Origin of the sequence: Streptomyces sp. TLI_185 (genome assembly GCF_003814765.1) — a bacterium.
Classification (GTDB): domain Bacteria; phylum Actinomycetota; class Actinomycetes; order Streptomycetales; family Streptomycetaceae; genus Streptomyces.
In genome coordinates this window covers 1,761,908-1,775,792 of record NZ_RKRB01000001.1, presented here as the reverse complement: position 1 = coordinate 1,775,792, position 13,885 = coordinate 1,761,908, and the positions used below count along the sequence as shown (strand labels likewise).

The 13,885-nt window shown below is 70.8% G+C and carries 17 protein-coding genes and 1 riboswitch; of the genes, 9 read left to right on the top strand and 8 right to left on the bottom strand.

Features of this window, described 5'->3' with window-relative positions:
• The first annotated feature begins 395 nt into the window (after positions 1-395).
• The 7 genes from EDD92_RS07985 to EDD92_RS07955 are packed head-to-tail and all read left to right on the top strand — an operon-like array spanning position 396 to position 5,311.
• A complete protein-coding gene (locus EDD92_RS07985; RefSeq protein WP_123963656.1) occupies positions 396-1,532 on the top strand; it encodes a sorbosone dehydrogenase family protein in 1,137 nt (378 codons plus the stop codon).
• A gap of 46 nt (positions 1,533-1,578) precedes the next feature.
• Complete coding sequence (pqqA, locus tag EDD92_RS07980) at positions 1,579-1,719, top strand: pyrroloquinoline quinone precursor peptide PqqA (protein ID WP_123963655.1); 141 nt, start codon at positions 1,579-1,581, stop codon at positions 1,717-1,719.
• 8 nt (positions 1,720-1,727) lie between these two features.
• Positions 1,728-2,627 (top strand): pyrroloquinoline quinone biosynthesis protein PqqB, encoded by a 900-nt coding sequence (gene pqqB / locus EDD92_RS07975; protein WP_123963654.1) that lies wholly within the window; start codon positions 1,728-1,730, stop codon positions 2,625-2,627.
• Positions 2,624-3,391, top strand: coding sequence for a pyrroloquinoline-quinone synthase PqqC (gene pqqC, locus EDD92_RS07970; protein WP_123963653.1), 768 nt, complete (start codon positions 2,624-2,626; stop codon positions 3,389-3,391). Before pqqB ends, pqqC begins: the two co-directional genes overlap by 4 nt.
• Positions 3,388-3,660: a pyrroloquinoline quinone biosynthesis peptide chaperone PqqD gene (pqqD, locus tag EDD92_RS07965; RefSeq protein ID WP_123963652.1), complete on the top strand. Its 273-nt coding sequence runs from the start codon at positions 3,388-3,390 to the stop codon at positions 3,658-3,660. The genes pqqC and pqqD overlap by 4 nt, the downstream gene beginning before the upstream one ends.
• A complete protein-coding gene (pqqE, locus tag EDD92_RS07960; protein ID WP_123963651.1) occupies positions 3,657-4,805 on the top strand; it encodes a pyrroloquinoline quinone biosynthesis protein PqqE in 1,149 nt (382 codons plus the stop codon). Before pqqD ends, pqqE begins: the two co-directional genes overlap by 4 nt.
• A gap of 35 nt (positions 4,806-4,840) precedes the next feature.
• Complete coding sequence (locus tag EDD92_RS07955) at positions 4,841-5,311, top strand: SRPBCC domain-containing protein (protein WP_123963650.1); 471 nt, start codon at positions 4,841-4,843, stop codon at positions 5,309-5,311.
• Positions 5,312-5,329: 18 nt separating this feature from the next.
• On the opposite strand, the gene bioD is transcribed toward EDD92_RS07955, so the two are convergent.
• Genes bioD through bioB form a run of 3 tightly spaced genes read right to left on the bottom strand, consistent with a single transcriptional unit; the run spans position 5,330 to position 8,515 of the window.
• Entirely contained in the window at positions 5,330-6,046 is a 717-nt protein-coding gene (bioD, locus tag EDD92_RS07950) for a dethiobiotin synthase (RefSeq protein WP_123963649.1), read from the bottom strand.
• 2 nt (positions 6,047-6,048) lie between these two features.
• On the bottom strand, positions 6,049-7,329 hold the full coding sequence (locus tag EDD92_RS07945; protein WP_123963648.1) for an adenosylmethionine--8-amino-7-oxononanoate transaminase: 1,281 nt from the start codon (positions 7,327-7,329) through the stop codon (positions 6,049-6,051).
• A complete protein-coding gene (gene bioB, locus EDD92_RS07940; protein ID WP_123963647.1) occupies positions 7,322-8,515 on the bottom strand; it encodes a biotin synthase BioB in 1,194 nt (397 codons plus the stop codon). Before bioB ends, EDD92_RS07945 begins: the two co-directional genes overlap by 8 nt.
• A gap of 147 nt (positions 8,516-8,662) precedes the next feature.
• Here bioB and EDD92_RS07935 point away from each other — a divergent pair, with 147 nt between their 5' ends.
• The gene (locus EDD92_RS07935) at positions 8,663-9,799 is read left to right on the top strand and encodes an 8-amino-7-oxononanoate synthase (RefSeq protein ID WP_123963646.1); all 1,137 of its coding nucleotides are present in this window, start codon (positions 8,663-8,665) and stop codon (positions 9,797-9,799) included.
• Positions 9,800-9,870: 71 nt separating this feature from the next.
• Here EDD92_RS07935 and EDD92_RS07930 read toward each other — a convergent pair whose 3' ends face one another.
• Both EDD92_RS07930 and EDD92_RS07925 read right to left on the bottom strand, forming a co-directional pair.
• Positions 9,871-10,098: a DUF397 domain-containing protein gene (locus EDD92_RS07930; protein WP_123963645.1), complete on the bottom strand. Its 228-nt coding sequence runs from the start codon at positions 10,096-10,098 to the stop codon at positions 9,871-9,873.
• 9 nt (positions 10,099-10,107) lie between these two features.
• Entirely contained in the window at positions 10,108-10,968 is an 861-nt protein-coding gene (locus EDD92_RS07925) for a helix-turn-helix transcriptional regulator (RefSeq protein ID WP_123963644.1), read from the bottom strand.
• 213 nt (positions 10,969-11,181) lie between these two features.
• On the opposite strand from EDD92_RS07925, the gene EDD92_RS07920 reads away from it, so the two are divergent.
• Positions 11,182-11,640 (top strand): ATP-binding protein, encoded by a 459-nt coding sequence (locus tag EDD92_RS07920; RefSeq protein WP_123963643.1) that lies wholly within the window; start codon positions 11,182-11,184, stop codon positions 11,638-11,640.
• Positions 11,641-11,858: 218 nt separating this feature from the next.
• On the opposite strand, the gene EDD92_RS07915 is transcribed toward EDD92_RS07920, so the two are convergent.
• The 3 genes from EDD92_RS07915 to EDD92_RS07905 form a co-directional block, all read right to left on the bottom strand.
• Positions 11,859-12,332: a C40 family peptidase gene (locus EDD92_RS07915; protein WP_030927945.1), complete on the bottom strand. Its 474-nt coding sequence runs from the start codon at positions 12,330-12,332 to the stop codon at positions 11,859-11,861.
• A 3-nt stretch (positions 12,333-12,335) separates the two neighbouring features.
• A riboswitch (cyclic di-AMP (ydaO/yuaA leader) is annotated at positions 12,336-12,547 on the bottom strand.
• 338 nt (positions 12,548-12,885) lie between these two features.
• Entirely contained in the window at positions 12,886-13,194 is a 309-nt protein-coding gene (locus tag EDD92_RS07910; RefSeq protein ID WP_123963642.1) for a hypothetical protein, read from the bottom strand.
• 7 nt (positions 13,195-13,201) lie between these two features.
• Entirely contained in the window at positions 13,202-13,837 is a 636-nt protein-coding gene (locus tag EDD92_RS07905) for an ATP-dependent Clp protease proteolytic subunit (RefSeq protein ID WP_123963641.1), read from the bottom strand.
• Positions 13,838-13,885: the final 48 nt, after the last annotated feature.

Below are 13,885 nucleotides of genomic sequence, written 5' to 3'. Positions count from 1 at the left end.
GGGCGCTCTACCGGCGACGTAGCGGATGTCCGGATGGCGCCGTGAAGCGCCCGTCAGGACATGCGAGGTGCGCTCCCTCCACGGCCGGGCACGCAGCGTCATGGAAGGCACCCTCGCCCAGCCTGCTCATCGTCAAGTCCCTTGAGGTGCAGGTCACTTGCCCCGTCTGGCTGCATGGCGGGCCGCTCCCGCGCCGGCCCGCCCGTCCCGCAGTCGTGCCCTCCGCCGCACCCGAGGGCCGAGGGGCGAAGGCTCATCCAAATGGCAGACATCATGCCAATTGTCATGATTTCAATACAGGCTGTAGGTACCTCCGCGAAATACGCTGCCCTTCGCGAGCGTGTGGACACGCCGCGTCACGACGGTTCACTCGAGGAACGACGAAGGGCGCCGACATGACAGACCCAGGCCGCGCAGTGCGGCGTCCATCCCGGATCGTTCTGGGCTCGCTCGCCGCTGCCGCCGCCCTGCTGGCGGCCGGTCTGCCGCAGTCGGCGCCCGCCGCCGCGGCGCCGTCCACCTCCGCGGTCACGGCTGCCGCCGCGGACGGAGGTGCTCCGACGGACGACGTCAGCACGCTCTCCACGGGATGGCAGACGCCCTGGGAGATCAAGTTCATGCCGGACGGACGCTCGGCGCTGGTGACCGAGCGGCTCACCTACCAGGTCTACCGCCTCGACCGAGACGGGAGTAGGACACTGGTCGGCGAGGTGCCGAACACGGTCCCCGAACCCTATGACGACGGACCCGGGGGCCTGTTGGGGGTTGCTCCGTCACCGACCTGGAACGGCACGACCGACAAGCAGGTGTTCTTCGTGCACACCACGAGGACCCGGACCCAGGTCGTCAGAATGGACTACGACGGCAGGTCGCTCTCGAACTACAAGCTGGTGCTCGGCGGAATCAAGCGGGTCGGCAACCACAACGGCGGCCAGATCGCCTTCGGCCCCGACGGCTATCTCTACGTCTCCACCGGCGACGCCTACCAGCCGAAGCTCGCGCAGGACAAGAAGTCACTCAACGGAAAGATCCTCCGCATCACCAGGACCGGCGCCGCGGCCCCCGGCAACCCCTTCGGCACCCGCGTCTACAGCTACGGCCACCGCAACCCGGAGGGCCTGGCCTGGGACCGCAACGGCCGGCTGTGGGAGACGGAGGTCGGCGATCAGACCTGGGACGAGGTCAACCTGATCAAGCCGGGCGCCAATTACGGCTTTCCCGCCTGTGAGGGCGGCTGCGACGTCAAGGGCATGACCACCCCGAGGGTCGTGTTCCACCCGGAGTGGGGCGTGCCCGCCCAACTCGCCATCGTGGACAACGTCATCTACGTGACGTCGCTGCGCGGCAAGCGGCTGTGGCGCATCCCGATCGACGGGGACAGCGAGTTCACCGGCACGCCGGTCGACTTCTACCCCGGCCGCTTCGGTCGCCTGCGCGCCATTGCCAAGGTGCCCGGCGCGGACGAACTGTGGGTGGGCACCAGCGATCTCGGATACGGCAAGGACAAGATCCTCCGCGTCTCCCTCAAGTGACCCTCCCTGCACACACCGAAATCCCACCGGAGAGGACGTACCACCCATGAACGAAGCCACGGAGCAGCTCAAGCCGGTCGAGCAGAGCGCCTCGCAGGAGACGGACAGGGCCACCTGGCAGACGCCCGGCTACGAGGTCGTCGACACCGCGCTCGAGGTCACCGCCTACTCTCTCAGCTCCCGCTAGCCGACGCCATGCTGCTGCTGGTACTCGGCACTGCCGCCGGCGGCGGCATCCCCCAGTGGAACTGCGCGTGCTCCGGATGCGCCGGGGCGCGCGCCCACCCGGGCCGACGCCGCCGTCACGCCTCCCTCGCCGTACGGACCGACGACGGCCGCTGGTACATCGTCAACGCGACCCCCGACATCGGCGACCAGATCGAAGCCCGGGCCGAACTCCACCCCGGGCCCGGCTCCCGGCAGACGCCGCTCGCCGGACTGGTCCTCACCGACGCCGAACTCGACCACACCCTCGGCATCGCACGGCTGCGCGAGGCCGACGGCCTCCAGGTGATCGCCACGGCCCCGGTCCGGCGCGCGCTCCTGGACCGCCTGCACCTCGGCGACGTACTGGCGCCGTACACCTCCCTCACCTGGCGGGAGCTGCCGTCGCGCGGCGCCGGACCTCTGGACCGCGGCGCGTCGGGCCTGCAGATCAGCGGTATCCCGGTGTCGGGCAAGCGCCCGCGGTACGCCGCCGACGCCCCGGACGACGACGCATGGGTCGTGGCGCTGCGCCTGTACGACCCGGCCTCCGGCGCCACCGCCCTCTACGCACCCGCCCTCGCCGCCTGGCCGGACCGCTTCCAGCAGGCCGCCGCCGAGGCCGACTGCGTCATCGTGGACGGCACCTTCTGGGACGACGAGGAGCCCCGCAGCACGGGCATCTCCGAACGCACCGCCACCGGCATGGGCCACCTGCCGATCGAGGGACCGGACGGAACCGCCGAACGCCTTGCCCGCCTCTCCGCCCGGTGCCTCTACACCCACCTCAACAACACCAACCCCCTCGTCGACCCGGCCGCGCCCCAGCACAAGCGGCTCGCACGGCTGGGCCTCGAGGTGGCGTACGACGGGATGGTGATCGACCTATGAGCACGACAGCACTGAATACGACGGCACTGAACACGACAGCACTGAACACGGCACCCGACCCGCTCGCGGAACCCTGGCGACCCGCGGAGTTCGAGGCACGGCTGCGCGCGGTGGGGGAGGAGCGCTACCACGACAGCCACCCCTTCAACCTCCGTATGCACAGCGGCGATCTCAGCCAGGACGAGCTGCGCCGCTGGATCGTCAACCGCTTCCACTACCAGCGCCACATCCCCGTCAAGGACGCCCTGATCACGGCCAAGCTGGACACGCCTGTGCTGCGCCGGATGTGGCTGCGCCGCATCCAGGACCACGACGGGCAGGCGGACCGCGAGGGCGGCCTCGACCGGTGGCTGCGGCTCGGTGAGGCGGCCGGCCTGCCCCGGGAGACGCTGCTCGCCGGCGACGGCGTGCTGCCGGGCGTGCGGCTGGCGGTCGACGGATACGTCAACTTCTGCCGGCTGCGCACGTCCCTCGAAGCCGTCGCCGCGTCGCTGACCGAACTGTCCGCCCCGGATCTGATGCGCACCCGCATCGAGGCCTTCCAGCGTCACTACCGGTGGATCGAACCCCAAGGTCTCGCCTACTTCCGCACCCGGGTCTCCCAGGGCCGGCGCGACAGCCGCGAGGCACTCGACCTGGTGCTCGGCTGGGCCCGCACCCGGGACGAGCAGGAACGGGCCCTGGCAGCGCTGCGCTTCAAGTGCGATGTCCTGTGGTCGCTGCTGGACGCCGTGGACCAGGCGGGCCGCCGGGAGCAGGGGTGAGCGCGACGTCGGTGACCGACTGGCGGCCCGTGCCGGCACCCGCCGTCCTCCTGCGGCACGACCACACTCGGGACACGGACCTGCTGCTCCTTCCCGAACGTGTCGTCGTGCTGCAGGGCGGGGCCGGTACGGTCTTCGCCCTGTGCGACGGCGCCCGCAGCGTGCGCGACATCGTCGACGAACTGTCCGAACGCTTCCCGGGCGCCCCTGTGGCCACCGACGTCCCTTCCTTCCTCGAACGGCTGCGTCAGGAGGGCTGGTTGCTATGACCCTCACCGATCCGACCGCCCCCGCCCCTGAGGCGCCCGCGCCCGCCCGGCCCTGGGCGCTGCTGGCCGAACTCACCCACGCCTGCCCGCTGCACTGCGGGTACTGCTCCAACCCGCTGGAGCTGACGCGCCGTTCACGCGAACTGACCACCGGGCAGTGGACGGACGTGATGCGTCAGGCGGGCGAGTTCGGCGTGGTCCACACCCATCTCTCCGGCGGTGAGCCGCTGCTGCGCCGGGACCTGGAGCAGATCGTCGCCGCGGCCGAGGCCGCCGGGATCTACACCCAGCTGGTCACCAGCGGTGTGGGCCTGGACCGGGAGCGGCTCTCCGCGCTCACCGTCGCCGGGCTGCGCAGCGTCCAGCTGTCCGTCCAGCATGCCGACCCGCGTGTCTCGGACCGGATCGCCGGACGCCGTTCGTTCGGCGAGAAGGAACGGGCCGCCGCACTCGTACGGGCCGCAGGCCTGCCCCTGGGCCTCAACGTCGTCCTGCACCACGAGAACCTCGACGCGGTCGACGCCGTCGTCGAACTGGGCCTGTCCTGGGGCGTGGACCGCATCGAACTGGCCAACGCGCAGTTCTACGGCTGGGGTCTGCTCAACCGCACCGCCCTGCTCGCCACGCGCGACCAGCTCGCCCGGGCACGGGACGCCGTCGAGCGGTGGCGGGAGCGGCTCGCGCCGGACGGCCCCGAGCTGGTCTGGGTCGTCCCCGACTACTTCGACGGTGTGGCCAAGCCGTGCATGGGCGGCTGGGGAGCGATCTCGCTCACCGTCGCCCCGGACGGCACCGTCCTGCCCTGCCCGGCCGCGGCCTCGCTGCCGGACCTGGATCCGCCGAACATCCGCGACCATCCGCTGGCCTGGATCTGGGATCGCTCCCCGGCTTTCAGCCGCTACCGGGGCACCGACTGGATGGCCGACCCCTGCCGCAGCTGTTCCCGCCGTGAGGAGGACTTCGGTGGCTGCCGCTGCCAGGCGTACGCCCTCACGGGCAATGCAGCCCGCACGGACCCCGCCTGCCGGCTCTCCCCCGACCACGCACTCATCCGGACACTGGCCGACAACAGCACGGACGGGCGACCGGCGATCAGGCGGCGGGTACCGGGCCGCCGGCCCGGGGAGGTGCGGCAGCTGCCCTGATCGCGGCGTGAGACCTCGCCGACTACGTTGGCTCCATGTACTCGGCGCAGGTCTCACGGCACGTGCAAGCCCCGCCTTCGGCGGTCTACCGGGCTCTGCTGGACGCGGACACGATCGCCCGATGGCGCGTGCCGGACGGCATGAGCAGCCACGTTCATGAATTCGACGCGCGCGAAGGCGGGCGGTTCCGCGTCTCGCTCACCTACGACGCACCGGTGGGCACCGGCAAGTCGGCCGCGCACACCGACACCTACCACGGCCACTTCGCGAAGCTCGTACCGGACGAGCAGGTCGTCGAGGTGCTCGAATTCGAGACCGCGGATCCCGCGCTGCGGGGCACGATGACGATGACCACCACGCTCACCGCGGCGAACGGCGGCACCGACGTCCTCGTCGTGCACGAGGGGATCCCCGACGCCGTGCCGGCCGCCGACAACGAGACCGGCACGCGCATGGCCCTGGCGAACCTCGCCCGGCTCGTCGAGGCGAACGGGCAGTCCGGCTGAACCACCCGGACTGCGCGCCTACGGCGCCTCCCGCGCCCGGAACGCCTCCGCGTCCCACGTCCCCTCCAGCCGCGGCGCCAGCCAACTCGGCGCCGTCGTACGGAAGTCGGCGGGCGCCAGCGAGGCCGCTCCGGCTGGCAGCGCGCCCAGCAGCGGTGCGCCGGCCACCTCCGGCAGGTCCGCCACGTTGCAACGGGAGGCGAGGTCGGGGGAACCGGGCCAGCTGCCGATCACGATCCCGGCCAGGTCGAGCGGCCGGGACCGGAGTTCACGCGCCGTCAGCTCCGTCGTGTTCAGCGTGCCCAGGCCCGCCGACGCCACCACCAGCACCGGCGCCTTCAACAGCTCCGCCGCGTCCGCCAGCGTTCCGCCCGCCGGGTCGAAGCGGACGAGCAGCCCACCCGCTCCCTCCACCAGCACCAGGTCGTGCTCGGCGGCCAGCTTGGCGGCGGCCTCGGCGACGTCCCGCGGCCGCACCGGGGTCATCCCGGCCCGCCGCGCGGCCGTTTCCGGCGCCAACGGCTCGGGAAAGCGGGCGAGTTCGGCCGTCGTCACGGTACCCGCGAGCCGGGCGACCTCGGCGGCGTCCCCGGGCTCGTCCGGCCCCACGCCCGTCTGCGCGGCCTTCAGCACGGCCACCGACCGGCCCGCCGCGAGGGCACAGGCGGCGACCGCGGCGGTCGTGACCGTCTTGCCGACCTCCGTGCCGGTACCCGTGATCACCAGGATCGTCATGCTCAGCTTCCTCCCGCCGCCGCGCACACCGCGCGCGCGATCCTTGCCACGTCGGCGTCCCCGGTGACGTACGGCGGCATCGTGTAGATCAGGTCGCGGAACGGCCGCAGCCACACGCCCTCGCGCACGGCCGCATCCGTCGCCGCCTTCATGTCGACGGCGTGGTCCAGCTGCACGACTCCGATGGCGCCGAGGACCCGCACGTCCTGCACGCCCGGGAGCTCGAGGGCCGGCGCCAGCCCCTCCCGCAGCCCCGTCTCGATCCTCTTGACCTCGCCGAGCCAGTCCTGGCCGAGCAGCAGCTCGATCGAGGCGCAGGCGACGGACGCGGCCAGGGGATTGCCCATGAAGGTCGGGCCGTGGGCCAGGACCGGCACCTCGCCCTGCGAGATGCCGTCGGCGACGCGGGACGTGCACAGCGTCGCCGCCATCGTCATATAGCCACCGGTCAGCGCCTTGCCCACACACATCACGTCCGGCGTCACGGCCGCGTGATCGGCCGCGAACAGGGCGCCCGTGCGGCCGAAGCCGGTCGCGATCTCGTCGAACACCAGCAGCACGTCATGCGCGTCGCACGCCTCGCGCAGCACCCGCAGATACGCGGGGGAGTGGAAGCGCATCCCGCCCGCGCCCTGCACCACCGGCTCGACGATCACCGCGGCCAGTTCGTCGGCGTGCCGCTCGATCGCCGAGCGCAGCTGCTCCGCGTACGACTCCTCGTACTCGGCCGGGGGCGCGTCCACGAACACCTGGCGCGGCAGTACCCCGCTCCACAGTTCGTGCATCCCGCCCTCGGGGTCGCACACCGACATGGGCTGCCAGGTGTCGCCGTGATAGCCGCCGCGCCACGTCAGCAGCCGCTGCTTGCCGCCCCGGCCGAGGGAACGCCAGTACTGCAGGCACATCTTGGCCGCGACCTCGACCGACACCGAACCGGAGTCGGCGAGGAAGACATGTTCCAGACCGTCGGGCGACATGTCGACAAGGTGCTTTGCGAGCCGGACGGCGGGCTCGTGGGTGAGCCCGCCGAACATCACATGGCTCATCCGGCCGAGCTGCTCGCGCGCGGCCTCGTTGAGCACCGGGTGGTTGTAGCCGTGGATGGCCGACCACCAGGACGACATGCCGTCGACCAGCTCGCCCGAGCCGTCCGCCAGCCGCAGCCGCACCCCGCTCGCCGACTCGACGACGAGCGGGTCGACGCGGCCGGGCATGGGCCCGTACGGATGCCAGACGTGCCGCCGGTCGAGCTCCAGCAGCTCGGACACGGGCAGGTCAGGCATTGGGCGCGAGATCCGTTCCGACACCGCGGTGGCGCATGGCGACCAGGTCGGTGCGGGGCTCGGCCGAGGCCGCCGGGGCAGCCGTACCGCAGACACCGCCGTCCTCGTGCGACCCGCACCCGCCGTCCTGGTGGGCCCCGCAGCCGGCCCCGGCGTGCGAACCACAGCCCCCGCCCGACGCGGCCCGGTGCTCCGGCAGCGTCACCTCGCCGGCGCCCTCCACCTCGAAGCCGGCGTCCGCGATCATCTCCAGGTCGGCCTTGCCGGCCTGGCCCTCGCTGGTGAGGTAGTCGCCGAGGAAGATCGAGTTGGCCAGGTTCAGGGCCAGCGGCTGCATGGTGCGCAGGTGGACCTCGCGGCCGCCGGCGATGCGCACCTCGACGTCCGGGCACACGAACCGCACCATCGCCAGGATCCGCAGGCAGCGCTGCGGGGTGAGGTGCCACTCCTTGGCGAGCGGGGTGCCCTCCATCGGGATCAGGAAGTTCACCGGCACCGAGTCCGGGTCCAGCTCGCGCAGCGAGAAGACCACGTCCACCAGGTCCTCGTCGCTCTCGCCCATGCCCGCGATCAGACCGGAGCAGGCGGACAGACCGGCCGCGTGCGCCTTGGTCACGGTGTCCACCCGGTCGGCGTACGTGTGCGTGGTCGTGATGTCCCCGTACGTCGCCTCGGACGTGTTCAGGTTGTGGTTGTAGGCGTCCGCACCCGCCTCACGCAGCCGCTCCGCCTGGCCGTCGGAGAGCAGACCGAGACAGGCGCACACCTCGACGCCCTCGTTCTGCTCCTTGATCGCCTTGATGGTGCCGGCGACCCGGTCCACGTCCCGGTCGGTCGGCCCGCGCCCGGACGCCACCAGGCACACCCGTTTGGCGCCACCCGCCAGACCGGCCGCCGCGGCCTGCGAGGCCTCGTCCGGCTTGATCCAGGTGTACTTCAGGATGTCGGCCTTGGAGCCGAGCCGCTGGGAGCAGTACGAGCAGTCCTCCGGACACAGTCCGGACTTCAAGTTGACGAGGTAGTTGAGTTTCACCCGTCGGCCGAACCAGTGCCGGCGCACCTTTCCGGCCGCGGCCACCACGTCCAGCACGTCGTCGTCGGAAGTGGCCAGGACGGCCAGAGCTTCCTCGCGGGTCGGCAGCTCGCGCCGAAGCCCCTTGTCCACCAGCGTGTTCAGCAGGTCCATGAGAGCCGATCCTGTCCTACGGAGGCGCTCGCGGCCAAGGAGAGAATGAACAACAGGGGCACTTCGTCGTGTGTGTATTGCCACACCATGGGGTGCGGCCCCTCCGGCTAGTGTCTGTCCACTGCCTACAAAAGCCCCGGAGGAGCCATGGCGTTCGGCTGGATCGACGAACAGGCGGAGCTGCGCCGCCGCGCCGGACTCGTACGGACCCTGCGCCCGCGCCCGGCCGACTCCCCGCTGCTGGACCTCGCGAGCAACGACTACCTGGGGCTGGCCCACCATCCGGCCGTCGCCGAGGGCGCGGCGGTGGCCGCGCGGACCTGGGGCGGCGGCTCGACCGGTTCGCGGCTCGTCACCGGTACGACGGAACTCCACACCGAGCTGGAGCGCGAGCTGGCCGGGTTCTGCGGGTTCGAGGCGGCACTCGTCTTCTCCTCCGGCTACGCGGCCAACCTCGCGGCGGTCACCGCGCTGGCCCCGCACGGCTCGCTGATCGTCTCCGACGCGGGCAACCACGCCTCGCTCATCGACGGCTGCCGGCTGGCCCGCGGCACCACGCAGGTCGTGCCGCACTCCGACCCGGAGGCGGTGCGCAAGGCGCTGCAGACACACGAGGACGGCGCGGCCACCGCGGTCGTCGTCTCCGACACGGTCTTCTCGGTCGACGGCGACGCCGCCCCGCTGGCCGAACTGGCCGCCGCCTGCCGGGAGCACGGCGCGGGCCTGCTGGTCGACGACGCCCACGGGCTCGGCGTCCTCGGTGACGGCGGCCGCGGCGCCCCGTACGCGGCGGGCCTCGCGGGCGCCGACGACGTGGTCGTGACCGCCACGCTGTCCAAGTCGTTCGGCAGCCAGGGCGGCGTCGTCCTCGGCCCCGCCCGGGTCATCGACCACCTCGTCAACGCGGCCCGCACCTTCATCTTCGACACGGGCCTCGCCCCCGCCGCGGCGGGCGCGGCCCTGGCGGCGCTACGACTGCTGCGCCGCGAGCCGGACCGTGCGGCACGCGCGCGTGCGGTCGCCGCCGAACTGCACGCACGCCTGACCGCCGCGGGTCACGAGGCGGTACGCCCGGACGCCGCGGTCGTCTCCGTGCGCGCGCCGTCCCCGGAGGGGGCCGTGCAATGGGCGGCCGACTGCCGTACGGCAGGCCTCGCCGTGGGCTGCTTCCGTCCTCCTTCCGTGCCCGACGGCATCTCAAGGCTCCGGCTGACCGCCCGCGCGGACCTCTCCGAGGCGCAGATCGAACGCGCTGTACGTGTGATCGGCGAGACGCGACCATGAGTCGGCGTGACACGGCCGTGTGCCGCACGATGCGGAACTGATCGGAACTGACCAGGGTCGAGCGGGACTGATCAGGACTTGTATGCGGCCGTGAAGTCCGTCCAGCTCTCGGGGGAGAGGAGCAGGGCGGGCCCGGCCGGGTCCTTGGAGTCGCGCACGGCGAGCAGCCCGGCCCAGGGGCCGGAGCGCGGCCGTGCCGTCTCGACGCAGTTGTTCGCGCCCGTGCTGTAGCTGCTGCGCAACCACTGCACGTCGGGCAGCTCGGTACTGGAAGGTACGTTCCGAGGCAGTACGGACATGGTGCCTCCTTACGCGCCGTCACCTATCCCGGCGATGTAGTCCAACGATTCCTCGGGCGAAAGGGCGTGGAACTGAAGGGCGTTGAAGGCCTCGGTGTAGGCCCGGAGGTCTTCTTTCCGTTCGAGGTAGAGGCTACTCGTCAAGTGGTCGAGAACAACCACGTCCAGATCAGAAGTGCTCGAAAATGAGAAGATTACGAAAGGTCCGGTGACGCCGACATGCGCCCCGGCAGCGAACGGCAGTACCTGAAGCCGCACTTGAGGCAGCCGTGCCGCCTCCAGGAGCCGCTCGAGCTGCTGCTCCATGACGTCGGGGCCGCCGATCTCCCGGCGCAGCACCGCCTCGTCCAGTACCGCGCTCAGCTCCAGCGGCGGATCCGAACGCAGCACGTCCTGCCTGGCCAGCCGTACCTCGACCAGGGCGTCGAGCTTTTCGTCGTCCAGCCCGCCGACCGCTGCCCGGGTCACCGCGCGTGCGTATGCGGGCGTCTGCAGAAGGCCGGGTACGACCGACGTCTCCAGCGTGCTCATCGCGCTCGCCTGGGACTCCAGACTGATGAAATCGCGGTAGGTCGGCGGCAGTACCCCGCGATAGGCGTGCCACCAGTGATGCCGGCCGCCTCCCTCGTCGGAGCCCGCCAACACCAGCAGCAACTCACGGAGTTGGGCGTCCGCCACGGCGTAGGCGTCCAGGAGTAACCGCACATCGGCCGGTTTCACCCCGCTGGCACCGGTCTCGATCCGGCTCACCTTCGACTGGTGCCAGCCCACGAGCCGGGCGGCCTCACCACTGGTGAGCCCCGCGCTCGTGCGTAACGCACGCAGTTCGGCGCCCAGCTTCCGGCGGCGCACCGCGGGACCGTGTTGCATGCGCTTCTCCTTACTCCTTCCGTGCCACCCAAATACGGTCTCCCGTCGCAGAGTTCACCGCTTTGAGCGACAGATATATGCATATCTTGGTGGATCGCCACCCGTGACGGGCGCGGTAATGGCAGTCTGGCGACGAAGCACCAGTCCGGGACCGTACTCGAACCATCCGCTCCGTGTCGGACTCCGGTCCCGTGGGAAAGGGACGACCGCGCCATGGCAGACCATTTGGAAGCATCCGTCACTCTGCCGAGCGATCCCGCCTCGGTCTCCGCGGCCCGCGGCTTCGTGGTCAGCACGCTGGCGGAGTGGGGGCTGCCGGCGGACACGGAAGCCGCCGAGACCGTCCGCCTCATCGTCTCCGAACTCGCCACCAACGCCGTACAGCACACCTTCGGTCAGTCACCCACCTTCACGGTGGACATCGAACTCCACCGTGACGAGCAACTCCGCATCGGTGTCACCGACAGCCATCCGCGCTTCCCGAAGCGTCTGCCCGCAGCCGTGCAGCAGGACAACGGCCGCGGCATGGTGATCATCCGCTGGCTCGCTGCCGAATGCGGTGGCCGAATGCATGTCCGCCCGACCCGCGAGGGCGGCAAGACGGTCACCATCGAACTTCCCTGGACGGTACCGGTCCAGCCGGTGACGGCGGCGGGGCAGCAGGAGCCGTAGTCGCTCAACTGTGCCGCGTCCGGCCCAACGGGCCGCGCAACAGCGCCCGCGCTGGGGGACAATGTGCCGTCGATCTCTGCGGCACCATCGTGGCTGGTCGCGCCCGCGTGGCGGAGCCGCTGATGTAACAGCCCAGCGCCCCTGTGGGGCGCTCTGATGCCGTGTAAGGCCCCGCGGGGGCGACGGCGTGTCAGGTTGCCGTCGCCCCCGCGGGAGAGTCAGCTGACCCGGCCGTACCAGACGCTCCTGGTCCAGATCTTCTGCAGCTTCACGACGTCCCCGGTCTTCGGGGCGTGCCAGATCTTCCCCTTCCCTGCGTAGATGCCCACGTGGTAGACGTTGGATCCCGAGTGGAAGAACACAAGGTCTCCGGCCTTCCGGCTCTTCGCGGAGATGTGCCGGGTCTTGTTGTACTGCTGGGCCGCCGTACGGGGCAGCGTCTTGCCCGCCTTCTTGAACGAGTACAGCGTGAGCCCTGAGCAGTCGAACCGACGCGGTCCGGCGGCGCCCCACTTGTACGGGGAACCCTTTTTGGAAGCCGCGATTTGGAGCGCCTTCGTCGCCGAGGTGGCTGCCGCGGCGTCGGAGGCGACACCCGGGACCACGATGGAGCCGCCCACTGCGGCGATGGTGAGAGCCGAGGCCGTACCGGCCCGGACCATCAGCGACGGGACACGATTGAGCGCAGTCATGCGCAACCCTTCGTCAGCCGCCTGTGAAGGATGACCTGTCGGATTCGGGCTGGCGAAGTTGCCCGGCCGCTGCTGCGGCTTCACCCCAAGGGCTGCTCGACCCGGTCATGGCGTGACCGTTCCGGCGACCCGTCTTGCTTGGGTCCTCCACTCCTGCCGATCCACTCCTGTCGACCGGTCATCCGGGCGGCGGCAGGACTCGGCGTCCACCCGGATCGCCCCGCCGCTGCGGCGGGGGCTTGTCGTCAGACAGGGATCTTCACCCATACAAGTCCGAAAATCCCAATGGAACCGGGGGTTTGTGTCGTTACTCACCACTCACCCGTTCGGGTGGACACCCCTGTGTTCGAGGGAGTGTTGAGGCCCCCGAGGAGGCTCGGACCAGCACCGGAGCACCACATTCCGCCCTCGGGGCAGGCGCGTTGCGCAACCCTGACGGTCGCGAAAAAGGAGCCGCGACTACGCCGAAAGGGGGTACCTCATTTGGTCCGTTTGAGCTCCGGTCCGGACACTCCGCCGACAGGGCGCAAGGCCCGGACCGGTCGTACATGCGTCAACTGCGGGATTGCGGGGGCACCGTGACCCGGGCGGTGCGCCGCTCCCCGTCCAGCACCCGCAGGGCACGCTCCAGCGTCGGGGCGTGCAGTTCGGTCTCGCCCCGCTGGTGCATCAGCGCCAGGGCGTCGCGCAGCTGGGCCGCCTTGCTCACCAGTGCCTGCGCGGCCCGCAGCCCGCGATACGTGTCGCCGTGGTGTGCCGGGTTGATGCGGCCGAGCAGGTCGACCACGTCGAGGTAACGGTCGATCAACTCGCCCTCGGCGCGGGTGAGGGCGGGCAGCGGCGGAAGTTCGGGTGGGAGCACCGGTCGCTCACCGCCCGGTGGGCGGGGCGAGGGTGGCCTTGCGGCTGGGGATGATCCGGTCCACCAGGCCGTACTCCACGGCCTCTTGGGCGTTGAGGATCTTGTCCCGTTCGATGTCCGCGCTGACCTGCTCCGGGCTGCGTCCCGTGTGCCGTACGAGCATCTCCTCCAGCCGGGTCCGCAACCGGCCCAACTCCTCGGCCTGGATGGCCAGATCGCTGGTCTGTCCCTCGATGGGCTCGGCCAGGAGTGGCTGATGGACCACCATGCGCGCGCCCGGCAGCGCGAACCGCTTGCCCGGAGTGCCCGCTCCGAGCAGCACCGCGGCGGACGAGCCGGCCTGCCCCAGGCAGATCGTCTCCACGTCGCATCCGACGTACTGCATCGTGTCGTAGATCGCCGACATGGCGGTGAACGAGCCGCCGGGGGAGTTGATGTAGAGCGAGATGTCCTGGTCCGGTGCCTGGTACTCGAGGTGCATGAACTGGGCCATCACATCGTTCGCCGAGGTGTCGTCGATCGGCGTCCCGAGAAAGACGATCCGCTCCTCCAGCAGCTTGGAGTAAGGATCCATCGTCTTGGTACCGGAGCTGGTGCGCTCGGTGAACTCGGGCAGGACGTAACGGGCGGACGGTCGGGTCATCGGTACCCCTCCTTCGGCGTCTGTAAAAAATGTACAGGACGTACATGA

Coding starts and splice junctions, on each gene's coding strand:
- EDD92_RS07985 (WP_123963656.1), top strand. CDS start 396: ATGACAGACCCAGGCCGCGCAGTGCGGCGTCCATCCCGGATCGTTCTG.
- pqqC (WP_123963653.1), top strand. CDS start 2,624: ATGAGCACGACAGCACTGAATACGACGGCACTGAACACGACAGCACTG.
- bioB (WP_123963647.1), bottom strand. CDS start 8,515: ATGGACCTGCTGAACACGCTGGTGGACAAGGGGCTTCGGCGCGAGCTG.
- EDD92_RS07955 (WP_123963650.1), top strand. CDS start 4,841: ATGTACTCGGCGCAGGTCTCACGGCACGTGCAAGCCCCGCCTTCGGCG.
- EDD92_RS07920 (WP_123963643.1), top strand. CDS start 11,182: ATGGCAGACCATTTGGAAGCATCCGTCACTCTGCCGAGCGATCCCGCC.
- EDD92_RS07935 (WP_123963646.1), top strand. CDS start 8,663: ATGGCGTTCGGCTGGATCGACGAACAGGCGGAGCTGCGCCGCCGCGCC.
- EDD92_RS07930 (WP_123963645.1), bottom strand. CDS start 10,098: ATGTCCGTACTGCCTCGGAACGTACCTTCCAGTACCGAGCTGCCCGAC.
- EDD92_RS07905 (WP_123963641.1), bottom strand. CDS start 13,837: ATGACCCGACCGTCCGCCCGTTACGTCCTGCCCGAGTTCACCGAGCGC.
- EDD92_RS07915 (WP_030927945.1), bottom strand. CDS start 12,332: ATGACTGCGCTCAATCGTGTCCCGTCGCTGATGGTCCGGGCCGGTACG.
- pqqE (WP_123963651.1), top strand. CDS start 3,657: ATGACCCTCACCGATCCGACCGCCCCCGCCCCTGAGGCGCCCGCGCCC.
- pqqA (WP_123963655.1), top strand. CDS start 1,579: ATGAACGAAGCCACGGAGCAGCTCAAGCCGGTCGAGCAGAGCGCCTCG.
- bioD (WP_123963649.1), bottom strand. CDS start 6,046: ATGACGATCCTGGTGATCACGGGTACCGGCACGGAGGTCGGCAAGACG.
- EDD92_RS07945 (WP_123963648.1), bottom strand. CDS start 7,329: ATGCCTGACCTGCCCGTGTCCGAGCTGCTGGAGCTCGACCGGCGGCAC.
- pqqB (WP_123963654.1), top strand. CDS start 1,728: ATGCTGCTGCTGGTACTCGGCACTGCCGCCGGCGGCGGCATCCCCCAG.
- EDD92_RS07925 (WP_123963644.1), bottom strand. CDS start 10,968: ATGCAACACGGTCCCGCGGTGCGCCGCCGGAAGCTGGGCGCCGAACTG.